This is a genomic window from Bifidobacterium sp. LH_413, from assembly GCF_056357015.1.
Map to the genome: position 1 here is coordinate 1 of NZ_JBKEVK010000002.1, position 23254 is coordinate 23254.

A 23254-nucleotide genomic window follows, 5' to 3' on the forward strand; every position below is an offset into this window, starting at 1 on the left:
GCCGTAGGCCGCGGGAGATGCGGTATCGACCGAAGGTCGATACCGCATCTCCCGCGGCCTACGGCCGCTCTTCTTCTCTCCCCCAGTCAGCCTGCGGCTGACAGCCCCCTCGTCAGAGGGGGCCACAGTGTCCTACAGCCCTAATCGCCGGTCCAATTCGGCGGCGGCGTCGAGGCCGAGGCGACGGCGGATGAGCCAGCCGGCCGCCAGCGGCAGGCCGGAGGCGACGGCCACCGAGCCGGAGCCGACGGCGATGGTGCGCGCGTTGTCGGCGACGAGCAGCGCGCCCGCATCACCCGAATCCGCGGAATCCGCGGAATCCGCCGCATCATCACCGGCGACGCCGCCGTCCGCATCGTCGCCCGCGCCATCACCGCCATCACCGCCATCACCGGAAACCGCACCCGCCGTTCCCGTGCCGTTCGTGCGCGCACCGGAACCAGTCGCACCGGACGCGGCCTTCCCCGTCGCGCCACTCGCGCCACTCACGCCGGAACCCGAACCGCCCGAACCGCGCGCGCTCCCCGACGCCGCTCCCCCGGCGGCGGTCCCGGCGTCCGGGCTCCCCTCGCCGGCGTCCACGACATACGACGCGTCGTACTGCACGCTCACCGGCAACGCGGGTTTCGCGAAATCGCGCGCGCTGTCCGACGTGTACCAGTACGCGGACTGGCCGGTTTTGAGCTGGAAGTCGACGAACGATTGCGGGAACGAGCCCCAATAGGCGGCGTTCGCGTCGCTTTTCGCGGCCTGCGAGCCGTGGTCGCCGCTCGCGTTCACCGCGACGCCGAGATAGTCGGGCGTCGCGGTGAAGCCGTGGTCGGCGAGCGCTTTCGCGACGTCCACCGCGTTGCCGCCGGTGAAGTCGGCGAGGTGGATCTCCTGCGGTTCGAGCGTGAGCCACTTGCTCGCGTCGTTCATGTCGGCGCCGTAGCCGGAGGCGGTGGCGGTGAGCGCGCCGGTGCCGTCCGCCGCGAGCGTGAGCGTCGGATCGGTGACGGACCAGTAGGTCATGCCGCCGTAGTAGGCGACCGTCCACGAGCCTTTCCAGCTGATGGTCGTCGTGCCGTCCGATTTCACCGTGCCGGTGCCGCCGCCGAGCACGACCTGCGATTCGGTGTTGATCGACCGGCCGTCGGCGCGCTTGCCCATCGTCACGTTCCTGCCGTCGCGGGTGAGGCATTTCGACGCCCAGGTCGCCTCGGTCCAGGTGCCGTTCGCGTCGGGTTTCTGGATACTCACCTTCCCGTCGCTCGCCTGGTAGAGGCTTTCATCCCAGGTCTTCGAGCCGCCCGTATTCGCGGCGACTCCCGCGGAGAGGAAGTTGCAGCCGCCGTAGAACGCGGCCGAGTTGGTCTCGTCGTTCACGCCCCAGCGCAGCGTCACGTCGGCGAGTTTCGTGGCGTTCCCGGAGTCGCCGGAATCGTCGCCGTCGCCGGAATCCCCGTTATCACCGGAACCGTCCGCACCGTCCACATTGTCAGCACCGCCCGCACTATCCGCACTGTCGGCGCCCACGGCGAACGCGGGCGCGACGACGGCTACTGAACCAGCGCACACGGTCAGCGCCACGGCGAATGCGCACAGCATCCTCAGCATCATGCGCCACACTCCCATCACGCGCCCTCCTGTGCCGTCACCGCGCCGGTCGCCGCATGACGGGTGAAGAACCCGCGGATGTCGGCCACGCGACGCGCGACGGCGGGCATCACCGTGGTCTCCCCCGTTGGAGGCGCGAGCACCTGCGTCTCGTCGCCGGCGGCACCCGCGACGACCGGCATCGTCCTGCCCGGCACGGCATCACCCGCCGCCGTAACGTCACCCGGCACGGCGACGCCATCCGCCGCCTCCGGCAGCGTGGCGTGCGTCATCGCCGCATCCGCGTCCGCCAGCAGGCCCTGCGCGCGACCGGCCTTCGCCTGTTCGCGCGCCAGCCGTTCGGCCTGCCTGCGGCGTCGTTTCGCCGATTTGAGTTCCTCGCGCACACGCACAGCCTCGGCACGACGCTCACGCCGCGCCATCTCCTTCTCCAACGCGGCCGGCGAGACGCCGAGCAGCAGCGACTTCGCGGCGAGATATCCGCCCATGCCCGCCGCGAGCACGATCACGGCGATGCCGAGGATGACGCCCGCCGCAACGATCAGCGTTCCCGCGACGCCGAGCGTCGGCGCGGCGATGGCTCCCATATCCGTTCCCTCCACTGCGGCGTCGGCGGCGGTCGCGCCCGTGCCCGCATCCGTCTTCGATGCCGTCGTCTTCTTCGATTGTGATCGCGGCGTGGCGGCCGTCGCGGCGGACTGTCCGCCCGAGGCGGAACCGTCGCCCGCGGCGGCCGTCTCCCCCGAGCCCGACGCGTCGGCCGCGCCCGCATCCTGCGCGGCCGCGGCGGACGCGCCGAACGTCAACGGCGTGAACGTCTCGTTGTTCGCGTTCGCGACGCCGTGCGCGCCGATCGTGATGATGCCGCACTGGACGGTCGTGCAGTCCACGTCGGACGGGTCGCCGTTGCGGTCGTAGCTCGTGAACCGCGCGCCCGGCACGGTGATCGTCGCGCTCCACGTGCCGTCGGACGCAATCGTGCCGCCATTCGCCGCGCTCGCCGTCGAACTGCCGGGAAACGCGACGAACACGTCGTAGCCGGCCGGATCGTTCTCGTCGTCCGGAACGTACTTGTAGCTTTCGCCGGTGACGCCGCCCTGCGACGGCTTCCACGAGCCGCCTGACGGATCGTTCACCCATCCGAACAGCACGTAGATGCCGCCGAACCCGTTCTTCACGGACTGGAATCCGCTGCCGGACAGCGCGACCGCCGTGTTCCCGTCCGGATTGAGCGTGCCGCCGTCCACGCTGACGGCGACGCTCGCGCCGGCGGCGTGCGCGGCGGGCACGCCGCCGAGCGTGACCGCCGTCGCGGCCGCGGCGAGCGCGAGCGCGGCGGACAGCGCGCATGCGGCCAGACGCGTCATCGTCCTCTTCACCATCATCGCGTCTCCTCCCCATGACCGGACATCTGACCGGACACATGATCGAACTGCGGCAGGTTCGCGCGTCCCTCGAGCGGGAACGCGCGGCGGCCGTACACGTGACGACTCACGGCCGGACGCTCCGGCAGGATCACGAGACTCCCGTCGCCGCGGCGCAGCACCTCGATCGGGCACTGGTACACGGCGGACAGGCGCGCGGACGTGAACACCTCCTCGGGCGCGCCGAGCGCGGCGATCCGGCCGCGCTCCAGCAGCGCCACGCGATCCGACCATGCGGCCGCCGCGTCCAACGCATGCACGATGACGACGACCGCGCAGCCCGCCTCGGCGTAGTCGCGGCCCAGGCGCATCAGCATCTCCTGATGCTTCACGTCCATCGCGGCGGTCGGCTCGTCGAGCAGCAGGATCGGCGCGGCCTGCGCGAGCACGCGAGAGAACGCGGCGCGCCCGCGCTCGCCGCCGGACAGGGACGTGTAGACGCGTTCCGCGAGCGGCGTGGATTCGGTCATCGCCATCGCCGACGCGACGATCATGTCGTCGTCGAGCTCGTCGGGCGTGCCCTCCCACGGCGAACGGCCCATGCGCACGATGTCGTCGACGGTGAACGGGAACGTGACGTCCACGTTCTGCGTGAGCACGGCCCGGCGCATCGCGAGCTCGGTCGCGTCCCACGCGGCGAGCGGTTCGCCGAACAGGCTGATCGAGCCGGACGTGACCGGCACGTCGCCGGTGATTGCGCCCAGCATCGTGGATTTGCCGGCGCCGTTGGGCCCGGCGATGGCGAGCAGTTCGCCGGCGCGGATGTCGAGGTCGATGCCGTCGAGGATTCGCCGGCCGTCGATCTCGACATCGACGCCGTCCAGTTCCAGCACGGTGTCGCCCGGCTGCGGCGGGACCGGCGGGCGATGCGTGCGGTTCGGGCTCAGGACGTTCATGGCCGTTAGTTTCATGCCCAACCTCCCGACTTGGAGCGGCTGCGGCGCAGCAGCCAGAAGAAGAACGGTCCGCCGACGAGCGAGGTGAGCATGCCGATCGGCAGGTCCGCGAATTGGATCGTGGTGCGCGCGGCGAAATCCGCGATGGTGAGCAGCAGCGCGCCGCCCAGCGCGGAGGCGGGCAGCAGCGCGCGATGCCCGGGACCGATGATGATGCGCAGCAGATGCGGCACGACGAGACCGACGAACGCGATGATGCCGCAGAACGCGACGGCCGACGAGACGAGCAGCGCGACGACGAGCATCGAGCAGAAGCGCAGACGCTCCACGTCGACGCCGAGATGGCGGGCCGGCTTCTCGCCGAGCGCGAGCAGGTCGAGACGATGCGCCATGAACTGCACGGCGATGACGCCGACCACGCACATCGGCGCGACGAGTGCGACCTGGTTCCAGCGCGAGCCGTTGAACGAGCCCATCTGCCAGAACACGATCTGGTCGCGGGCGGAGGTGGGCGCGGCGAACGTGCAGAACGAGATCAGCGCGCCGGCCACCGCGTTGACGGCCACGCCGGTGAGAATCAGCGTGACGACCTCGGTGCGGCCGTCACGGCGGGCGAGCAGGTAGACGGACAGGGTGGTGAACAGGCCGCACGCGAAGGCGAGCGCGGGCGTGGTGAGCGCGCCGAGGAAATCCCATCCCATGAGGATCGAGCAGCTCGCACCGACGGCCGCGCCGGAGGAGACGCCCACCGTGCCCGGCTCGGCGAGCGGGTTGCCGAACACGCCCTGCATGAGCGCGCCGGCCACGCCGAGCGCCGCGCCGACGACGATCGCCATGACGATGCGCGGGAAGCGCACGTTCCACAACGCCTCCTCGCCGAACGCGCGGGTTGGGCCTTGGAGCCAGTGGAGGCCGACTTTGTTGAGCACGGAGCCGAGCACCTGGTCGAAGGGGATGATGAGCTGGCCGAGCGACGCGGAGACGACGGTCATGACGACGAGTCCCGCGGCGAGCACGATGAAGGTGAGGGCGGTCCTGCCGACGCGTGGGGTGCGGGCGGCGAGGCCGAGGTCGGCCGCGTTGGCGCGGATGCGCGCGTCACGTTCGGTCATGACTTGTTCTCCTCCTGCATCTCGTCGAGTCGTTTCTGGATGACTTCCGGCTTGTCGTCCGGCTGGTAGCTGTGTTCGGGCGCGTAGACGGCGGTGGCGAGCGCGGCCAGCACCTGCGCGGTCTGCGGACCGAAGCTCATGATCTCGTAGTCGCTCATGTCGACGATGCGTCGGTGCCGGCCGGCGGGCGTCTCCGCGATGCCGGGCAGGGCGAGCATGCCGTCGACGCCGCCCGCGGATTGGACGCCGAGGGTCATCGCGAGGATTACGTCCGGTTTCGCTTTGATGAGTGCCTCCGAATTGGTGGGGGCCATGCCAGTGAAGCCGACCTCCTCGGCCACGTCGACCGCGCCGATCGATTGGATGAGCGAATCCGCGCCGGAGCCTTCGCCGAACCAGTAGTAGATCGATTTGCCGCGCACGTAGAGGAACACGATGCGGGGACGTCGCTTCTCGTCCGTGGGAACGAGCGTGCGTTGGATGTTCTGGATGGTCTGGCCGATCTCGCTGTTCGTGCGTGTGACGAGCTGTTTGCCGAGGTCGGATACGCCGAGCGCGTCGGCGACGGCCTGGATCTGCGCGCCCACGCCGGACACGCCCTTCTCGCTTTCCAACGGCACGAACACGACCGGAATCCCGGATTGGCGCAACTGCAACTGCACGTCGTACGGGCCGATCGACGTGTCGGTGATGATGACGGTCGGTTCCAGCGCGAGGATCGCCTCCGCGTTCAGGTCCATGCCGTTGACGGTCACCTTGGGCAGCTTGTCCATGCCGGACGATCCGGTGGCCGTGTCGCGGCCGACCAGGTTGCAGCCGAATCCGAGCGCGTACACGGCCGCGGCGAGACCGCCGTTCTGGTTGAGTGCGAGGATGCGCGTCGTGTCCGTCACGGTCTGTTCCGGCCCGTCCGCGCTTTCCACGGTGACGGGCAGCCGCTGCTCCTCGAACGGCACGTTCGTGATCGGGATGATCTGGTCCGACCGCGTGTACGCGGTGGTGAGGCCTTCGATCGCGCGCGGGTCGGTGAGCTGCGCCTGCGTGACGTCGGGCAGCTGCGGCGGATTCGGCTCGGTGGAGGCGGTCGGCACGTCGCAGCTGTCGAGGCTCGCCTCGGAGATCGTGCCGATGTTCGCGCATCCGCCGAGCATCAGCAGGCACGCGGCCACGAAGGCCGCAGTCGCGATCGCATGTCCGCTGGGCATCGGTATTCCTTCCGGGAGTGACGGGGAGATGGGTGATGGAGATGAGGGTGAGGGGCGGGATGCCCCCTCAGTCGGCTTCGCCGCCAGCTCCCCCACATGCGTGGGGGAGCAAGAACGGAACGTGCCTCCGGCACATGCCATCACTCTGCTCCCCCTGTCAGGGGGAGCTGTCGAGATCGACGGTCTTTCGGGCCGGCCCTTTGCGCCCCCTTATAGGGGGAGCTGGCCGGCCGGAGGCCGGACTGAGGGGGTACTCGCGCCACCTATCAGGCGTTGCGGCGACGCAGAATGGTCGCTCCGGCCGCGCAGGCGGCGAGGGCGATCATCACGGCGGCGAGGGCGGCGACGGAGGCGCCGGTCGAGCTCAGCGTGGCGGAGCCAGCGGCGTTCGTCGTGGTGTTCGCGGTGCCGGTGCCGGTCGTGGCCGAACCGGTCGTGCCGGACTGCGTGGTGCCGGTCGTGCCGGAGCCGGTGCCGTTGCCAGTGCCACCGGTGGTGCCGTTGCCGGCATTGCCGCCGGTCGTGCCGTCGCCATCAGTGGAACCGGAACCATCGCCATCGGTGGAACCGGAACCGTTACCATCACCATCACCGTTACCATCACCATCACCGTCATCATCAATCGTGACCGGCGCGGAGGCCGGGGACGCGGCGGACGCGCCGATCGCGTTCTTCGCAACGACGCTGGCCGTGTAGGCGACGCCCTTGGCGAGGCCGTCGAACGTGACGGACGTGGCGTCGGCAGCGACGTCCTGGGTCTTGACGTCGCCCGTGCCGCTGGCCGGGGTGAGCGTCACCGTGTAGCCGGTAATCGCGGAACCGTTGTCGGCCGGGGCGGTCCAGGTGACGGTGGCGCTGGTGCCGTTCGCGGCGAGCGTGGGCTGGGCCGGGGCCTCGGGGGCCTTCGGCTGGGCCTTGAGCGTGATCGCCGTGGCGGTGTCGAGGCGACGATCGGTCAGGGACAGACCGTGCGCGGCGGTCGTGCCGACCACGTAGGTCTTGCCGTATTCGAGCGAGCCGGCAGGCACGATGACGGTGGCGGTGAACGCGCCGTCCTTGATGTCGGCGGCCTTGACCCACGCGGCCTTGACGAAGTCGTTCGGCGAGGCCGGGTTCTGGCCGGCGTTCCACTTGCTCGTGTCGGCGACGACGGCGTACGCGCCGTAGAAGGCGGCGCCACCGGTGAAACCGGTGCCCTTGACGGTGAACGTGTTCTCCACGGCCGGGTCGATGCCGTCGGTCGGTTCGACGGTGACGGCCGGCGTGGCGGTCGGATCGGCGTTCGGGGTGACCGGGTCGGAGGCGGCGGAGGCGGCGGAGGAGCCTTCCGCGTTCTTCGCGACGACGGACGCCGTGTAGGAGACGTTCTGCGCGGTGAGCTTGCCGAACGTGGCGGTGGTGGTCTTCGCGTCGACGTCCTGGCTGACCGGGTCGCCGGTGGACGGGGTGAGGGTGACGGTGTAGCCGGTGATCGCGGAGCCGCCGTCCTTGGCCGGGGCCTTCCAGTCGACCTTCACCTGGTACGGGTCGGCCATGGTGCCGGCGACGGTCACGGTCGGCTTGGCCGGCACGTCCGGCACGGTGGCCTGCGGCTCCGGGGTCTTCGCCGTGTAGGCGACCTGGATCTCGGCGGGCGCCTTGCGCTGGTCGGCGGCGCCGCCGGAGGCGTACCAGTACGGGCCGGAGCCGGTCTTGGTCACGAAGTCGAGGAACGGCTTCGGCCAGCTCTTGAACATCGTGCCCTGGCCGTCCACATCGGTCTCGTTGAAGTCGGGGGTGACGACGGTGCCGTCGTCCTTCACGTCGACGTTGGAGAGCGTGGCGATCTCCACGTCCTTCTCCTCGTCGAGCACGGAGAACTTGCTCGTGTCGTTCATGTCGGTGCCCCAGCCGCCGAGCGTGGCGGTGAGCGTGCCGGAGCCGTTCGTCACGGTGAGCTTGAGGTCCTTCGCGTACCACTGGTTGAGGCCGGAGTAGTAGACGACGGTGAACGCGCCATCCCACGAGATCTCGGCGTCGTCGTTCGCGGCGTCGATCGTGCCGGAGCCCTTGGTAAGCTTGACGCGGTTGCCGCTGCCCTCGCCGGTCGCCGTGTAGGCGGCGGGCAGGTCCTTGCCGTCCGGCGTGGTCTTGAGGCCCGCCCAGGTGGAGGCCTTGTACGTGCCGTCCGCCTGCTTCTTCTCGATGGACACGTTGCCGTCCGTCTGCTTCCACTCGTTCTCCTCGACGGAGTCGTCGGCCGAGGTCTTGTCGACGATGCCGGCGGACAGGAAGTTGAACGTGCCCGGCGCGTAGGCGCGCCAGTTCGATTCCTTGTTGAGGCTCCACGTGAGCGTGGCGTCGCTGGTGGTCTTCTGCGTGTTCTGCGTGGATTCGGCGGCGTTCGCGGTCGGCGCGACGAGTCCGGAGCCGAGCGCGGCGACGGCCGCGAACGCGGCGATTACGGCGCTGGCGGCGTGCGCGCGGTGGGATGATGCGGTCATCCTGGGTTCCTTTCGTTCCTTCGTTCCCTTGCGGAGGTTCCCGTGCGGAGCCTCCTGTGCGGAGGTTCGCTTGCGGAGGTTCGCGGATTCCGCCCCTGATTCCCTGGAGTCGCTGGCAGGCGGCCGCGAAAGCATTTCGCAATCTACGAAGGATTCTTTGGGAAGAACAGTCTTGTGTCCACGGGATTCCGCCGCTATTCGCACGCGCGCGATGGCAGATTCCCGCCCCGAAATCAATAGGTGTGATAAACCTCACATTTGCCGGTTCGCCTCGGACTTCCCGCCGGCGGGGACTCCCGCGAAGCGGGTGGGACGGTCGTTCCCCGTCACGCCCGCGGGTGCCGTTAGGGTGGAGGCATGACTGACACGATTGTGGTATCGACGGACGGCTCCGCGCTCGGCAATCCGAACGGGCCGATGGGCTGGGCGTGGGCCGACCACGCGAAGGACGCGGGCGACGGCGGCGAACCGGGGCATGAGCACGACTCACGCGGCTACGATGCGGGCGGCGCCACGAACGGCACCAACCAGATCGGCGAGCTGTGCGCCGTGCTGGAGGCGCTGCGCACGCATCCGGGACCGCAGAAGCTCATCATCGAATCGGATTCGCAATACGCGATCAACTGCTCGACGAAATGGGTCAAAGGCTGGAAACGCAACGGCTGGAAGAACTCGCAGAAGAAGCCGGTCAAGAACCGCGAACTCATCCAGGCGATCGACGAGGCGATCTCACAACGCCCCGGTCCCGTCGAATTCAAGTGGGTGAAGGGGCACGCGGGCAACGCGGGCAATGAACTCGTCGACGAACTCGCGCGCACGTACGCCGGCGACTGCCGGTCGGGCGCGCGCGACGGCTATCTGCCGATCGAGGGGTGGCGCTCGCTGCTGAACTCGGAATACTCGCGCGGGACCGACGTGCCGCCGGACGTCCAGCTCGTGCTGGACGGCAAGGCGGACGCGGCGAGCCTGCGCGAGCACGCGGCCGGCGACGGGGCGACGACGGGGCGACGCGGCGGGGCCGGCACGGCCGCCGCGACGGGGCGCGTACGTCGCGACGCGATGGCCGGCTCTCGGGCGACGACGCGGACGGAATCACGGAAGAGTCTCGCGGATCTGCTCGCCGAACCGGAAGGCGTGCCGGACGATCTCGGCGGCGCGGGCGGCGACGCGCCGGATGCGGCGACGTCGCCCGCGGAGGCGACCGTCGCAGAGACGGCGACCACGCGGAGTGCGCAGACTGCGCAACCCGACGCGTCGCGTGTCACCGCGCAACCCGCACAGTCCGCGCAACCCGCGCAGTCCGCGCCGCAACCCGTGCCGAGTGGGCTGAAGGTGTCGGGGGCGGTGCGCTTCTCACCGGCGCCGAAGACGAGCCCGTTCTACGACGGCACGGCGATGCACGTGCACGGGTACATCGCGGTGGACGGATTCGTGGACGGCGACGGCAATCTCACGATTGTGAACGCGGATTTCCTGCGCAACTGAACACTTCGCGAACACGAGCGCACACAGCCGCGCACAATCTTCCACCCGCGTTAGGATGGAAACGACTTTTCACATGGAAGGAAAGGATTCACATCATGGATAAGGCACAGCAGGACGCCCTCAAGAAGGCCGCCGGCATCGAGGCCGCCAAGCTCATCGAGAACGGCATGATCGCGGGCCTGGGCACCGGCTCCACCGTCAAGTTCCTCGTCGACGAGCTCGGCCGCCGCGTGCAGGAGGAAGGCCTCCAGTTCACCGGCGTGACCACCTCCCGCCGCACGCAGGCGCAGGCCGAGAGCTACGGCATCAAGATCGTCGACATCGACGACGTGGACCACATCGACGTGACCATCGACGGCGCGGACGAGGTCGACAAGAACTTCAACGGCATCAAGGGCGGCGGCGCGGCCCTCCTGTGGGAGAAGATCGTGGCCACCAACTCCGACAAGATCGTGTGGATCGTCGATGAGTCCAAGGTCGTCGACACGATCGGCAAGTTCCCGCTGCCGGTCGAGGTGATCCCGTTCGGCGCCGGCCACGTGATCAAGAAGTTCGAGGCCAAGGGCTACAAGCCGGTCCTGCGCCTCGACGCCGAAGGCAAGGAGGTCCGCACCGACGAGAACAACTACGTCGTGGACCTGCACCTGGAGAAGATCGAGCACCCGTTCGAGCTGGCCGAGGACCTCATCAACACGGTGGGCGTCGTCGAGCACGGCCTGTTCCTCAACATGGTCGACAAGGTGATTGTCGGCGACCCGAACGGCCCGCGCGTCCTCACCAACGGCAACAAGTGAGATAGTTCGACCGACGTCGGACCGAGTCCGATGAACTAAGGGCTCCTGCGGTTCGGAACCGCAGGAGCCCTTGTCGTTAGCGTCCCGGCCGACCTGTTTCTCGGCTCCCCTTGACAGGGGAGCTGTCGGCGAAGCCGACTGAGGGGTAGACCACAGTTCGTCCCGGGCCGCCACGCTCCCCTCCCGATTCGTCACGGTTCACTCCGGAGCTGTCCACGTTTTCCCGTGGAAAATCCCGGAGTGAACCGTGATATCACCGGAACGACCATTACGTCCTCCCCTCCGACCCCGCAAAACAAACGAAGACCCCCGCGAACCTTCCGGTCCGCGGGGGTCTTCTCATGCCTTGATGCAGGTAAGACTACTTGCGCTGGTGGCGGGTCTTACGCAGCAGTTTGCGGTGCTTCTTCTTGCTCATCCGCTTGCGGCGCTTCTTGATGACGGAACCCATCTGAAGCCTCCAATCCGATTAATCGTAAAAGTTGCAACTCGCACGAGTATACACGTTCTCGCGGACTACGCCACCCGTGCGTCGCGGGAGACCATGCCGGGCGCGATGAAGGGCCTTACGCCTCACCGGCCGGGCGCCGGCCATGCGTCACAGCGGGAACTTCTCGTAGAACCGCTGGATCGAGGCCTTCGTGCCGGTGGCCTGGAACACGACCGTGTCGTTGCGCCACAGGGCGGTGGCCTTCTTCGCATCGTCCTTGTCGGTCTTCACCACGTAGTCGCCGGTGGTGTCGCCCTGCACCTTCACCGAACCCGAGGCGATCGACTTGCCGTCCAGCGCCTTGGCGAGCGCGTCGTACTGGGTCTTCGCCGGGTCGGACGTGCTCCATTGGGCGACGATGAGCGTCACGTCGGCGGTCTTCTTGCCGGTCGAATAGGTGAGCGTGTACTCCTCGAGCGGCGTGGCGGAGTTCCATGTGGTCGAGGCGTCCGCCTTGGTGCGCGCGAAGTTGAGCACGCTGTCCGGCATGGCCTTGAGCAGTTCGGTCGCGTTGTCCGGCAGCGCCGTGGCCTTGATGCTCGGCGTGGTCGGTTCCGAGGTCTGCTGCGTGCCGTTCTGTTCGCCGGCGGCGTTCTTGTTGAGCGCCCAGCCGGGCCAGACGAAGGCGGACAGCAGTGCGAGGATGACGACGAGCGCCGCGGCGATGATGACGGCGATCAGTTTGCCGTGGCCGTGTTGCGAGGAACTACGAGTATTCGACATGATTCCGATTGTGGCACAGCCTTGTGACGCTGCGGAAGGCGCGGAACGCCGGGGATGGGGAGACGGGATACCAGCGCGACACACCGGAAGCGGACGGAAAACGGTACGTATGCACCGATTCGCGGATCGCGTGCGTATCGTCGAGGCATGGCGAAGACGAATGTGCAGTACCTGTGCTCGGAATGTGGCTGGACGGGCACGAAATGGTATGGGAAATGCCCCGAATGTGGCCAGTGGGGCACGGTGGACGAGTTCCATGAGGCCCGGCCGGCCGCCGCGCGGCGCAGCGGCGGCTCGGGTGTGGCCGGCGGTGCCGGCGTGGGTCGCGGCGCGGCGGGCGGCGGGCGCGTCGGGCACACGCAGGCCTCGGTGGTGGCGGAATCGGCGGCGGTGCCAATCACCGAGGTCGGCACGGACGATGTCACGCGCATCCCAACGGGGTTCTCCGAGTTCGACCGGGTGCTGGGCGGCGGCATCGTGCCGGGTTCGGTGGTGCTGATCGCCGGAGAGCCGGGCATCGGCAAGTCGACGCTGCTGTTGGAGACGGCGGGCAACATCGCGCGCGCCCATGCGGCGGCGGGCGGCAGGGTGCTGTACATGTCGGGCGAGGAGTCACAGGGGCAGGTGCGCCTGCGCGCGACGCGCATCGACGCGGTGGAGCCGAACCTGCTGCTCGCCGCCACCACCGATCTGGGCACGGTGCTGGGCCTGATCGAGCGGGAGCGACCGACGTTGGCGATCGTCGATTCGGCGCAGACGATCGTCTCGCAGGATGTGGATGGCATTTCGGGCGGTTCCACGCAGGTGCGCGAGGTGGCGAGCGCGCTGATCGACGTGGCGAAGACGCTGGACGTGCCGGTGCTGCTGGTCGGCCATGTCACGAAGGATGGTTCGATCGCGGGACCGCGCACGTTGGAGCATCTGGTGGATGTGGTGTGCCAGTTCGAGGGCGACAGCGAGACCGCGCTGCGCATGCTGCGCGCGGTGAAGAACCGTTTCGGGCCGACGGACGAGGTGGGCTGCTTCGACATGAGCGGCGAGGGCATCGAGGAGGTGACCGATCCGGCCGGGTTGTTCCTGTCCGGCGGCGGCGGTTCAGGCGACGGTACTGACGGAGATGGCGGCGCAGGCGACGGCGCCCCCTCCCCCGTGGAGGGCACGTGCGTGACGTTCACGTTGGATGGCCACCGCTCGTTGCCGATCGAGATCCAGTCGCTGGTCACGAATTCGGTGCTGCCGACGCCGCGCCGCGCGGTGAACGGCGTGGATTCGAACCGCATCGCGATGCTCGTGGCAGTGTTGTACCGGCATGGTCACGTGAACCTGCTGCAAAACGACCTGTATATCTCGACGATCGCGGGCGGGCTCGCGAAGGAGCCGGCGTGCGATCTGGCAATCGTGGCCGCGTTGGCGAGCGCGGCGAAGCATGCGCCGATCCCCCGCACCACGTGCGCGATCGGCGAGATCTCCCTGACCGGTCAGGTGCGCCCCGCACCGCGATTGGAATACCGTCTGCGCGAGGCGGCTCGTCTGGGCTTCACGACGGCCGTGGTGCCGCGCATGCGCAAACGCGTCGAGATCCCCGGCCTCACCATCGTCCAGGTCGCCACCCTCAAATCCGCCTTGGGGGTCCTGCTATGACCGTCATCAATGCCGAAACCCTCGTCGAGGAGTATGGAGAATGGCTGGCACGTGAATCCTCCTTCCGCATGCTCGGCGATTGGCAGGAAATCACGCTGCCGTTCCTCGACCGTTCTAACGACGACCTGTGTTTCTACGCCAAGACCGATGGCCCTTCCATCAGTTTCACCGATGACGGTTATACGCTCGAGGCGTTCCATCAGAACGGCATCACACTCACCGAAACACGACGAGGGCGTGTGGAACGCATCGCCCGCAAATACGGTGCCCGCATCGAATCGAACGGCAGCGTCACTCTGTCCTCAGACGAGGGGCGCGCCGACGCGTTGAACCGGTATGTTCAGGCCTTGAACGGCATCGGTGCCGTCATGGAGGCGTCCCAGCGTCGTGTCTCCGAGTATTTCGCCGAGGATGTCGCCACTGAACTCACCGATTGCGGGGTGTACTACACGGAGAACGTGCAGGTGCGTGGCATATCCGGTTACGATGTGAATTTCGATTTTCTGTTCCAGCGTAGTGCCAATCACCCCACACGGTTCTGTCAGGCTCCCAACCGATTGGATAAGGCCACCATGCAGAGCATCATGTTCGGTTGGAACGACACCGTAGGAGACCCGCAACGGCAGGATTCCAAACTCATCGTCATCGGTGACGACCGGAACGGCGATTTACGGGATGGGGCCGTACAGGCGTTCCGTAACTACGGGGTGAGTGTCATCGCCTATTCGGAGCTACGGAAACGAGCCCCCATCGAGCTGGCGGCATAGGCGTATGCCCTATGCCGCCTGCGCGAACCTGCGAGCGTGTCAGGCGGTGAGGCGCTTGGTCTCCTCGACGTTGCGGGCGAGTTCGGCCTTGAGGGCGTCGACGCCGTCGAACTTGACCTGCGGGCGCAGGAATCCGGCGAATTCGACGCGCACCTTGTGACCGTAGAGTTCCAGCCAGTCGTCGGTGATCGCATACGCTTCGACCACACGCTCGTTGAGGCCGGTCTTCTCGCTGAACGTAGGCTTCGTGCCGATGGAGATGGCGGCGGGCCAGCGCTGGTCGCCGTCCACGAGCCAGCCGGCGTACACGCCGTCGACCGGTAGGTAGCCGATCACGTCGTCGCCGAGGTTCGCGGTCGGGAAGCCGATGGTGCGGCCGCGCTCCTCGCCGTGCACGACCTCGCCGACCACGCTGTGCAGGCGGCCGAGGATCGCGTTCGCGTCCTTGATGCGGCCGTGGCCGAGCAGGTAGCGCACGTTCGTGGAGCTCCACGCGCGCGCCAGCTTCGCCTGATGCTTCTTGCTCCACGCGCGGCGTTCCGCCTTGGTCGCGTTCGCGAACGGGTCGGCCGGCTCGCCCCACTCGGCGGGCATTTCCGGCTTCCAGTCGCGCGGGATGCGCACGTCGCCGGGACCGCGGTCGTCGACCACGTCGAGTTCGAACACGCCGGCACCTGCGGCCAGGTTCGAGATGGCCTTCACGTCGCCCTTGCGGCCCGCGCCCATCGCCGCGTCGGAGCCGAGCACGAGCGTGCGCATGCCGATCTTGCCGACCAGTCGGCCGAGGAAGAAGATGTACGATTTCGCGGCGAATGCGAGCGTATAGCGCACGACGAGCACGTGTTCGACGCCCGCCTGCTCCAGGTAGGCGAGACGGTCGTCCACGCCGCTCAGCGCGTTCGCATCGATGACGTCCGTGCCCGGCTCCTCGCCGTCGTGCGCGGCGGCCCACCCGTGCACGAACGCGGGACGCGGGTCGAACAGGATGACGATGGAGAACGCGTCATGCTTGCGCGCGAGTTCGACCACGCGGTCGACCACGGCCTGATGCCCCCGGTGCATGCCGTCGAACGCGCCGACCGTGACGACCGATCGCTTGTCGTTGTCGAAGGACGGCCACTCGACGTCGCCGGTCTCGTCAGGGGTCAGATAGGTGATGTCCATTGCGCTCCTCATACTCGTCGCCGCGGTGATGACCGCCGTGATGCCCACGGCGCCGCCCGCGGCGCTATCCGCGGCCGATCGCGGCCCGATTTCGCCGCGACCACTCTAGCAAACGCCGACGAAGTGGCAAAGCATGCACAATGACAATACCAGTTCCTTCGCAAGGTACTGTACACATGCATATCAAACATCCCCACAGATGGACGAATATCTTCATCCTTTAAAGCAAAGACCCAAGTAAAATGGTTGTTCAAACAAATCTCAAACTGCTATCAGATGCTAACCACCGCATCGATATCAATCAAATACTAAATGCAGTTTTCTGCATTTAGCTATATATCATTCACATGCAATGGTAAACATATTATAGAAAATAGTTTATTTAATAGGAGCAGTGCAAATTATGCATCACAAAACGACGATACGAAAACTACTATGCTACATTATCGCAACTATGATTTCGCTCAGTACATTATCACCCACAGCATTAGCAGTCACATCTCACAGAGAAAAAACCGATGACATTTCTCCGAGATATGTCCCATGCCCCTTATGGATACCCTGGATATGCAATCACAGTTAACTCAATCAATATAGTACTGCCCTATTCCATAGGAATATGAGCATACAAATTCCATCGATTATCGCGGCACTCTATTTCACACTTTCCACCCAGATTCACAATAATCTGTCTATAATATTCCAAGCCTGATTTTGAAGTAGGCACCGCCTCAACATTCCTTCGATAATCCGATAAACCAATCATCACCGACGCATCGGATATAGAAATTATCATGCAGTATGGATGACAGGGATCAGAATGCTTTACTATATTACCAAATAATTCTCTCAAGAACCCCTCTATAAGACAAATAGAATTGGCATAAATGACATCAAAATTACCAAACACAAGAACATCCCCCTTGTACCCGAGGCTACCCAATCTATCCCGATAACGCTCAATCCACTCTGATGAGAATCTACTTTCGGCGCAATCATTTTTATCCATCCCACAAGGGCTATCATTTTCCAATGATTGCATTATCGCGCGTATACCTGAAAGCGCAGACATGGCAGTTGTTTTAACCAGCAACAGGTTATCTTTAGTATTGTCGCGAATCATATTATCAGAAAGCATAATAATGTCAGCAAGATCATTTGTCACGTAGTCATGCAATCGTCTTGAAAGAACGAGATTCCTTTTTAAAGCATTACTTTTTTGCTGTTCCACACGCATATCACCAACAGCCCTAACAAGAGCACCCATACAAATAAATGTAATTATAAACGCCAGGAAAGAATAAGCACCACCTCCTTTCATCATCGACTTAGGAATAAATTCACCACTAATAAAAGCACATACTAATATCACAGCTCCGCAAAAAACACCACACCAAATACGATAATAACTTATTATTGACAATGCAAGAAAAGTTAGCATAAGAGTCGTAAACGGCGTTTGTATGTTTGACATCAGCTCCAATGACCCAAGTAGGCATATTATATACGCGCCCCATTTTGGCAGAATGACAAATAACGTAATGCAGATTATTCTACATATAAGAAGAACCAGCGCCTCATAGCTACCATCTACCACTATATATAAATAAATGCTTTCACTAAGACAAAGACCGCCGAGAATTAAAATAGAAAACGTAACATATGTGCTACCGGGATTAGTTTTCGACATTCTCCCACATATCCCCTCGTACCAGAGAATATATATATTTATTTATGCAATATGCAAAGAGCGGCATAAATCCATAGCCTCATACCATGTATCAACATTTAATTTCTTTTTAATATTACGTCGATGTGAGTAAACCGTATCAGTAGAAATATTTAGCCGTGCGCCGATCTGCTCAGCACTTAACAAACCAAGACTCAAAGAGATTACCTGCACTTCCTTGGGAGTCAGCATACGTTTTATACCTACCATATTATCCAATGGGGAAGAAATGTCATGTCGGACACATACCTCATCACTCTTCTTTATTTTACTATTTATCGCAGGCATGAGGGTATCTTCAAGCGTTGCTTTATCTAGCAGGACATCTATACCCGAGCAATAAGCAGCACTCCTATATGTTTCCAGATTATAGGAGGTCAAACCAATGAGCCGTGTTGTCGGTGATTTTTTGAGGATTTCCGGAGCAAGCTGTGCGCCGGTCATTCCATTAAGCGCCATATCAATCAGCAATATGCTTGTAGTCTTTGTCCTATCAGCACAAATTTGCAATGCCTCCGTTGGAAAAATAGTTCCCCATACTTCAATTTTTTGATTGAGGAATCGAACATGCGATTGCACCATATGAACAATGCAATCTAATGCACATGCATCATTGTCCAATACTCCAATTCTTAGCATCTTCATCTTTGCCCGCTGTACTATCACCATAATCGATATTATTATTCACCTCTTCTTACTTATCTGTTCGTTTTGCAGTTTCCTGCATACGCATAGAAATCATTGAATCCACACGTTATTGTTGATGTTGTGGTGGACGACGATGTACATCACCATAGAATCGAAAGGAACTCAAATGAAACGCAGACTGATGAAGGCGCTCGCTGCAGTGTTGATTGCGGTATCGCCTCTAGCTCTTGTTACTCCGGCAACCGCTGCACCGATCTCCGTCACCGCAGGTGGAAATGGCGACTATACCGCGAACGGCGTCCGGATCCGCAACCGGGGCGGCTACAACAGCACGACCGTCGGCATGGGGTACATAGGACAGGGGCTATACGCCTTTTGTTATGTGTGGAACTATGCAGAGAACAGCGGCGACTGGATTTACCATCGTAACACCACCACCGGCGTGTACGGTTACTCTTACTACACCTATGTGTACAGCAGGGCCAATCTTCCCAGCGGGTGCTGATAGCATCTTCAACAAATAGGCGCTTGCAATCGTCGAGGAGGACTAATGGGCGGACTCAGGAAATCGGTAATCACAGCTGTGGTGATGCTACTGCTCTGTACAGGGTGCGGGCAGGGCAATGCAACAGACAGCAGCAGGTTGACGTCCGAGGATATCTATAAGCAGGGCAACGACTCCGCGCAATCCCGGTCCAGCAATGAGTCCGCCGACTCCTCCGAATTGGACGACCTCAAAACCGAATCGCCGTTCGACCAGTACTTCCTGCAGGGCGACAAGAAGGACACGGTGAACCAGGCCCTCGTGATGATGAACACCGCGTGCATGGTGGAGCGCGGTTATCGTTACGAAGACACGGGCGGCATGGAGGCCGCGACCGACGATCCCGAAGCGATGTACGCGCCGCAGTGGGGCCCGCTGACCACCGCATGGGCACGCAAGTACGGTTACGCCCCGCAATACGACAAGCTCTACAAGTCCACCAAAAGCGCACAGTCCCAGTCATCAACAACAAAGAAGAACACGCAACAGTCCCCGAACGACGCCTCCCTCAAAGGCCCCTCCTCCTCCGGCTATGTCAAGGCGCTGGCGAATCCGGACGGCACCGGCTGCGACAATCAGAACACCACCGCCCTGGGATACAACGACGAATGGTTCGCCCAGATCGGCACCTACGACACGGCCCGGCGCAACGCCGATGAGAACGCCCTGCAGGATTCCCGCGTGGCCAAGGCGATCGGCGACTGGAAGACGTGCATGGGCGGCAAAGGCTACGAGTACAACGACCCACGCGACATCGTCAAGCACTACACGAACGGCGCATCCGGAAACGGTTCGGCAGGCGGCGGCACGCACACCGTCACCGACGAGGAACGGAACATCGCCGTCGCCGATGCCGGATGCAAGGCGTCCAGCGATTTGATGCGCACCGTGACCGATGTGACCTATGAGTACGAATCGCAGGCAGTCCGTGACAATCAGGCGACGATGGACACCATCAAGCGCCTGTCGGACGCCATGTTCCTCAAGGCGCAGGAGGAACTCGCCAAAGGTGACGGACAGTGAGCAATCGGACAGTGATCGACACTTCCAAGAGCGACGACCGCCGCATCGGCGAGCGTCTGCGCCGCCACTGGCTGGTATTGGTCGCCGCGATCTCCGTGGTCGCGGCGATCGTCGGCTTCGTGGCAGGCATGGCCATCAAATCGCCGCAGGATATCGCCGCGCATTCCGCCGCACCCACGCCATCAATCATTTCCGCGAAGGTGGAGCGGAAAGTGGTCAGCGACGTCATCGCCGTCCAAGGCACCGTCGAAGCCGAAAACACGGTTTCCGTCACCGGTTCCGGGCAGGGAGCGGCGACGAACGGAACCGGCGCCGTCGCATCGGGCACCGGCGCAGGCGCGCCCGACACCAATACGAACTCATCCGGCGACACTTCCTCCACTCAGCAAATCCCAAGCACACCAGACGCTACGGGCTCCACAATCGTCACCGCACTGCCGCTCGCCAAAGGCGCGGCGGTCAACGACGGCACGATCGTGGCGGAGGTCTCCGGCCGACCGGTGTTCGCGTTCCGTGGTGCGCTGCCGGCCTGGCGCGATATGAAACCCGGTATGAAAGGCCCCGACGTCATACAGTTGCAGACCGGACTGACCGCGCTGGGACTGTTGGACGGCAGCGGCATCACTGGCTATTACGGTCCACTCACCAAGGCGGCGGTCGCACGGCTGTACGCCGATAACGGCTATGACGCGACGCAGGCCGACGGCGGCACCGGCGCCGACGACGAGTCGCTTCGGCAGGCGCGCGCCGCCGTGCGCGCAGCCGAAGCGGCGGCATCCGGCGGCGACGCCACGTCACAGCAGGATCTCGCCGATGCCGAGGCCTCGCTGGAGGCGGTAGAGGCGCGTTCCGGCGCGACGATGCCGCGCGCCGAAATCGTGTTCGTCCCGAACATGCCGGCGACGGTCGCCGACGTCACGTCACAAGTCGGCGGCGACGCGTCCGGCACGGTGCTGACGCTCGCCTCGTCCGCGCTGGTGGTGCACGCCACGTTGGATTCCGCGCAGACGGACGGACTCGAGCCGGGTGCGAGCGCCATCGTGGAGACCGGAACGGGCGATGGATCGCCGTGCAAGGTCGGCGGCATCGTCCACACGGACGCGACGATCGTCACCGTGAACTGCGACCAGCCGCTTGACGCCGCGCTGTCGGGACGACCCGTGACGGTGTGTCTGACACGCGCCACCACGGGTGACGCCGTGCTCGCCGTGCCGATCGGCGCGCTCACCACCGCGACGGATGGCGGCGACGCGGTCATCAAGGTCACGGGCGGCGGGAGCGGCGAGGAGGATAAGCTCGCGCGCGTGCCGGTGAAGGTCGGTGTGCAGGCGAACGGGTACGTGCAGGTCACGCCGACGCATGCGAAGGACCTGCGCGCAGGCGACCGCGTGGCGGTAGGCGGACGATGACGGGAGCAGTGACGCCGATGGATGATACGAGAGTCCTGCCGGAACCGGTCATCGAACTCGAACACGTCGACCGGGAGTATGGCGGCGCGGTGCCCGTCCACGCGCTACGCGACGTGACCCTGACAATCCACGAGGGCGAGTTCGCGGCGATCGTCGGCGAGTCGGGATCCGGCAAATCGACGCTGCTGAACATCATCGGCCTGTTGGACGCGCCCACGCGGGGCGTCTACCGGTTCGAGGGGCGTGACGTGAGTGCGATGGACGCCGCGGAATCGGCGTATCTGCGCGCCTCGCGCATCGGATTCATCTTCCAGGCGTTCCATCTCATCGCCGCTCGCAGCGTGCTGGACAATGTCGCGATGGCGGGACTGTACGGCGGCGTGCCGCGCGACGTGCGACGCCGTCGCGCGTTGGAATCGTTGGAACGTGTGGGATTGGGGAGCAAGGCGCAGTCGTTGCCCCGCGATCTGTCCGGCGGCGAGCAGCAGCGCGTCGCGATCGCGCGCGCAATCTGCGGCAGACCGCGGCTGATTCTATGCGACGAGCCGACCGGCAATCTCGATTCCAAACGCGCCGAGTCGATCATGCGTCTGTTCGCGCAGCTGCATGACGACGGCATGACGGTGGTGATGGTGACGCACAACGAGCGGCAGACGCGGTTCGCCGACCGTGTGTTCCGTACGGAGGACGGCGTGGTTCGGGAAGAGCGGCGCGCATCATGAGGCCATGGTTCAAGTCGCGTTCCGCGTCGCGGGCGAAATCACGCGCGACATCGCGTATCACGATGTCCGATTTCATCTACGAAGTGGTGTCATCACTGTCCGGACGCCCGTCGCGCACACTGATGACGCTGGTCGGTACCGTGCTGGGCATCGCGGCGTTCATCGGCATCATCGGATTGACGCAAAGCGCGAACGGCCAGATCAGCGAGGGGTTCGACGAACTGGAGGCGACCACCGTGCATATCACGGACAGACCGGGTGCCGGGGATACGAACAGCGATGATGATGCCAGCGGTACCGGTACCGGCAACCTGATACCGGGTCTGGGATTCCCGCTGGACTCCGGTGAGCGTCTGGAACGGCTCAACGGCGTCGAATCGGCGACGCTGTTCTGGCGTGTGTCGACTGGTTCCGGGGATGACGGCAGTCCGGCGGCGATACGCACATCGCCATCGTCGGCCGCAGCGGCGGGCGCTTCCGGCAGCCGGGCCTCATTCCCCGTGTACGCCGCGGATACGGGGATCTTCGGCATCGGGGCCGGCATGAAGTCCGGCGTACCGTTCGACGCGGTGCATGTCCGGCATCGTTCACATGTGATCGTGCTGGGCACGAAGGTCGCGCAGGCGCTCGGCATGGACGGCAATCCGACGATGCCGCGGTCGGTCTATATCGGCGACGAACCATACACGGTGATCGGCGTCATGCACGCGGTACCGGAGATTCCGCAACTGTCGACCGCAGGCGTCATTCCCGTCAGCGCGGCGATCGGCATGTACGGCGCTCCCTCCGCGGATTCTCCGGCGGAGATGATGGTGCACACGCAACTGGGCGCGGCGCAACTCATCTCACGTCAGGCACCGTATGCGTTGCGGCCGGACGCCCCCGACCGATTCGTCGTGGATGCGCCACCGGACTGGTCGAAGGCGACCGGCGGCGTGAAATCATCGATGTCCGGCCTGTTGCTGGGGCTGGCGGCGATGGCGCTGCTCATCGGCTGCGTGGGCATCGCGAACGCGACGTTGACATCGATTTATGAGCGTATCCCGGAGATTGGATTGCGCCGGGCGTTGGGCGCACGTCCCACCCATATCGCCGCCCAGGTGCTGGGCGAGACCGCGGTGCTCGGCGGCATCGGCGGTCTGCTCGGCATGAATCTCGGTTTGGCGGCGGTACTCGTCGTATGCGTGGCGCAATCATGGACGGCCGTCATCGACCCGCTGCTGCTCGCATTGGGCCCCGCGCTCGGCATACTGACGGGCGTGCTCGCGGGGCTCTATCCCGCGTGGAAGGCGTCGCGCATCAGCCCGGTCGCCGCGTTGCAGCATCTGTGACGGACGACGATTCGGGTGGTCGACGAGGAGGTCGGCATTCGGCCGCCACGCCGCCCACCGTCGTT

At 64.4% G+C, this 23254-nt stretch carries 20 protein-coding genes; 9 read left to right on the forward strand and 11 right to left on the reverse strand.

Features of this window, described 5'->3' with window-relative positions; translation table 11 throughout:
* Positions 1-132 precede the first annotated feature (132 nt).
* From AC1AYN_RS04300 to AC1AYN_RS04325, 6 genes are all read right to left on the reverse strand, one after another.
* Positions 133-1617, reverse strand: a complete 1485-nt coding sequence (locus tag AC1AYN_RS04300; RefSeq protein ID WP_476532328.1) for a hypothetical protein — start codon at positions 1615-1617, stop codon at positions 133-135.
* The gene (locus tag AC1AYN_RS04305) at positions 1617-2984 is read right to left on the reverse strand and encodes a hypothetical protein (protein WP_476532329.1); all 1368 of its coding nucleotides are present in this window, start codon (positions 2982-2984) and stop codon (positions 1617-1619) included. The genes AC1AYN_RS04300 and AC1AYN_RS04305 overlap by 1 nt, the downstream gene beginning before the upstream one ends.
* Positions 2981-3934 carry a heme ABC transporter ATP-binding protein gene (locus AC1AYN_RS04310; RefSeq protein WP_476532330.1) on the reverse strand — a complete coding sequence of 318 codons (954 nt, stop codon included), beginning with the start codon at positions 3932-3934 and terminating at the stop codon, positions 2981-2983. The genes AC1AYN_RS04305 and AC1AYN_RS04310 overlap by 4 nt, the downstream gene beginning before the upstream one ends.
* Complete coding sequence (locus tag AC1AYN_RS04315; protein ID WP_476532331.1) at positions 3931-5031, reverse strand: FecCD family ABC transporter permease; 1101 nt, start codon at positions 5029-5031, stop codon at positions 3931-3933. The genes AC1AYN_RS04310 and AC1AYN_RS04315 overlap by 4 nt, the downstream gene beginning before the upstream one ends.
* Positions 5028-6236 (reverse strand): heme/hemin ABC transporter substrate-binding protein, encoded by a 1209-nt coding sequence (locus AC1AYN_RS04320; RefSeq protein ID WP_476532332.1) that lies wholly within the window; start codon positions 6234-6236, stop codon positions 5028-5030. The genes AC1AYN_RS04315 and AC1AYN_RS04320 overlap by 4 nt, the downstream gene beginning before the upstream one ends.
* A gap of 266 nt (positions 6237-6502) precedes the next feature.
* Positions 6503-8719: a fibronectin type III domain-containing protein gene (locus tag AC1AYN_RS04325; protein WP_476532333.1), complete on the reverse strand. Its 2217-nt coding sequence runs from the start codon at positions 8717-8719 to the stop codon at positions 6503-6505.
* A 357-nt stretch (positions 8720-9076) separates the two neighbouring features.
* Here AC1AYN_RS04325 and AC1AYN_RS04330 point away from each other — a divergent pair, with 357 nt between their 5' ends.
* Both AC1AYN_RS04330 and rpiA read left to right on the forward strand, forming a co-directional pair.
* On the forward strand, positions 9077-10204 hold the full coding sequence (locus AC1AYN_RS04330; protein WP_476532334.1) for a ribonuclease H family protein: 1128 nt from the start codon (positions 9077-9079) through the stop codon (positions 10202-10204).
* 95 nt (positions 10205-10299) lie between these two features.
* Complete coding sequence (rpiA, locus tag AC1AYN_RS04335) at positions 10300-10998, forward strand: ribose-5-phosphate isomerase RpiA (RefSeq protein WP_034527071.1); 699 nt, start codon at positions 10300-10302, stop codon at positions 10996-10998.
* A 361-nt stretch (positions 10999-11359) separates the two neighbouring features.
* Here rpiA and AC1AYN_RS04340 read toward each other — a convergent pair whose 3' ends face one another.
* Together AC1AYN_RS04340 and AC1AYN_RS04345 are read right to left on the reverse strand one after the other, a co-directional pair.
* The gene (locus AC1AYN_RS04340) at positions 11360-11449 is read right to left on the reverse strand and encodes a 30S ribosomal protein bS22 (RefSeq protein WP_004268639.1); all 90 of its coding nucleotides are present in this window, start codon (positions 11447-11449) and stop codon (positions 11360-11362) included.
* A 147-nt stretch (positions 11450-11596) separates the two neighbouring features.
* A complete protein-coding gene (locus AC1AYN_RS04345; RefSeq protein ID WP_476532335.1) occupies positions 11597-12211 on the reverse strand; it encodes a hypothetical protein in 615 nt (204 codons plus the stop codon).
* A gap of 147 nt (positions 12212-12358) precedes the next feature.
* Between AC1AYN_RS04345 and radA the strand changes: the two genes are divergently transcribed.
* Both radA and AC1AYN_RS04355 read left to right on the forward strand, forming a co-directional pair.
* Positions 12359-13852: a DNA repair protein RadA gene (gene radA, locus AC1AYN_RS04350; protein WP_476532336.1), complete on the forward strand. Its 1494-nt coding sequence runs from the start codon at positions 12359-12361 to the stop codon at positions 13850-13852.
* Entirely contained in the window at positions 13849-14619 is a 771-nt protein-coding gene (locus AC1AYN_RS04355) for a DUF1829 domain-containing protein (RefSeq protein WP_476532337.1), read from the forward strand. The genes radA and AC1AYN_RS04355 overlap by 4 nt, the downstream gene beginning before the upstream one ends.
* A 39-nt stretch (positions 14620-14658) precedes the next feature.
* Here the strand turns inward: AC1AYN_RS04355 and ribF are convergent, their stop codons facing one another.
* The 3 genes from ribF to AC1AYN_RS04370 form a co-directional block, all read right to left on the reverse strand.
* Positions 14659-15783 (reverse strand): bifunctional riboflavin kinase/FMN adenylyltransferase, encoded by a 1125-nt coding sequence (gene ribF, locus AC1AYN_RS04360; RefSeq protein WP_476532338.1) that lies wholly within the window; start codon positions 15781-15783, stop codon positions 14659-14661.
* 604 nt (positions 15784-16387) lie between these two features.
* Positions 16388-17257: a hypothetical protein gene (locus AC1AYN_RS04365; protein WP_476532339.1), complete on the reverse strand. Its 870-nt coding sequence runs from the start codon at positions 17255-17257 to the stop codon at positions 16388-16390.
* Between the two features lie 258 nt (positions 17258-17515).
* Positions 17516-18181 carry a LuxR C-terminal-related transcriptional regulator gene (locus AC1AYN_RS04370; RefSeq protein ID WP_476532340.1) on the reverse strand — a complete coding sequence of 222 codons (666 nt, stop codon included), beginning with the start codon at positions 18179-18181 and terminating at the stop codon, positions 17516-17518.
* Positions 18182-18326: 145 nt separating this feature from the next.
* Here AC1AYN_RS04370 and AC1AYN_RS04375 point away from each other — a divergent pair, with 145 nt between their 5' ends.
* The 5 genes from AC1AYN_RS04375 to AC1AYN_RS04395 all read left to right on the forward strand — a co-directional run bounded on the left by AC1AYN_RS04375 (position 18327) and on the right by AC1AYN_RS04395 (position 23189).
* Positions 18327-18665 (forward strand): hypothetical protein, encoded by a 339-nt coding sequence (locus AC1AYN_RS04375; RefSeq protein ID WP_476532341.1) that lies wholly within the window; start codon positions 18327-18329, stop codon positions 18663-18665.
* A 138-nt stretch (positions 18666-18803) separates the two neighbouring features.
* Entirely contained in the window at positions 18804-19727 is a 924-nt protein-coding gene (locus tag AC1AYN_RS04380; protein ID WP_476532342.1) for a hypothetical protein, read from the forward strand.
* Positions 19724-21136 (forward strand): peptidoglycan-binding protein, encoded by a 1413-nt coding sequence (locus AC1AYN_RS04385; protein WP_476532343.1) that lies wholly within the window; start codon positions 19724-19726, stop codon positions 21134-21136. Before AC1AYN_RS04380 ends, AC1AYN_RS04385 begins: the two co-directional genes overlap by 4 nt.
* A gap of 17 nt (positions 21137-21153) precedes the next feature.
* Complete coding sequence (locus AC1AYN_RS04390) at positions 21154-21858, forward strand: ABC transporter ATP-binding protein (protein WP_476532344.1); 705 nt, start codon at positions 21154-21156, stop codon at positions 21856-21858.
* A 62-nt stretch (positions 21859-21920) separates the two neighbouring features.
* Positions 21921-23189, forward strand: coding sequence for an ABC transporter permease (locus AC1AYN_RS04395; RefSeq protein ID WP_476532345.1), 1269 nt, complete (start codon positions 21921-21923; stop codon positions 23187-23189).
* The last annotated feature ends 65 nt before the right edge of the window (positions 23190-23254 follow it).

Excerpts from the sequence above, each read along its gene's own strand:
- AC1AYN_RS04370 (WP_476532340.1), bottom strand. The coding sequence starts at position 18,181 with ATGGTGATAGTACAGCGGGCAAAGATGAAGATGCTAAGAATTGGAGTA.
- AC1AYN_RS04320 (WP_476532332.1), bottom strand. The coding sequence starts at position 6,236 with ATGCCCAGCGGACATGCGATCGCGACTGCGGCCTTCGTGGCCGCGTGC.
- AC1AYN_RS04340 (WP_004268639.1), bottom strand. The coding sequence starts at position 11,449 with ATGGGTTCCGTCATCAAGAAGCGCCGCAAGCGGATGAGCAAGAAGAAG.
- rpiA (WP_034527071.1), top strand. The coding sequence starts at position 10,300 with ATGGATAAGGCACAGCAGGACGCCCTCAAGAAGGCCGCCGGCATCGAG.
- AC1AYN_RS04300 (WP_476532328.1), bottom strand. The coding sequence starts at position 1,617 with ATGGGAGTGTGGCGCATGATGCTGAGGATGCTGTGCGCATTCGCCGTG.
- AC1AYN_RS04375 (WP_476532341.1), top strand. The coding sequence starts at position 18,327 with ATGAAACGCAGACTGATGAAGGCGCTCGCTGCAGTGTTGATTGCGGTA.
- AC1AYN_RS04330 (WP_476532334.1), top strand. The coding sequence starts at position 9,077 with ATGACTGACACGATTGTGGTATCGACGGACGGCTCCGCGCTCGGCAAT.
- AC1AYN_RS04310 (WP_476532330.1), bottom strand. The coding sequence starts at position 3,934 with ATGAAACTAACGGCCATGAACGTCCTGAGCCCGAACCGCACGCATCGC.
- AC1AYN_RS04315 (WP_476532331.1), bottom strand. The coding sequence starts at position 5,031 with ATGACCGAACGTGACGCGCGCATCCGCGCCAACGCGGCCGACCTCGGC.
- AC1AYN_RS04345 (WP_476532335.1), bottom strand. The coding sequence starts at position 12,211 with ATGTCGAATACTCGTAGTTCCTCGCAACACGGCCACGGCAAACTGATC.
- radA (WP_476532336.1), top strand. The coding sequence starts at position 12,359 with ATGGCGAAGACGAATGTGCAGTACCTGTGCTCGGAATGTGGCTGGACG.
- AC1AYN_RS04395 (WP_476532345.1), top strand. The coding sequence starts at position 21,921 with ATGTCCGATTTCATCTACGAAGTGGTGTCATCACTGTCCGGACGCCCG.
- AC1AYN_RS04390 (WP_476532344.1), top strand. The coding sequence starts at position 21,154 with ATGGATGATACGAGAGTCCTGCCGGAACCGGTCATCGAACTCGAACAC.
- AC1AYN_RS04365 (WP_476532339.1), bottom strand. The coding sequence starts at position 17,257 with ATGTCAAACATACAAACGCCGTTTACGACTCTTATGCTAACTTTTCTT.
- AC1AYN_RS04325 (WP_476532333.1), bottom strand. The coding sequence starts at position 8,719 with ATGACCGCATCATCCCACCGCGCGCACGCCGCCAGCGCCGTAATCGCC.
- AC1AYN_RS04305 (WP_476532329.1), bottom strand. The coding sequence starts at position 2,984 with ATGATGGTGAAGAGGACGATGACGCGTCTGGCCGCATGCGCGCTGTCC.
- AC1AYN_RS04355 (WP_476532337.1), top strand. The coding sequence starts at position 13,849 with ATGACCGTCATCAATGCCGAAACCCTCGTCGAGGAGTATGGAGAATGG.
- ribF (WP_476532338.1), bottom strand. The coding sequence starts at position 15,783 with ATGGACATCACCTATCTGACCCCTGACGAGACCGGCGACGTCGAGTGG.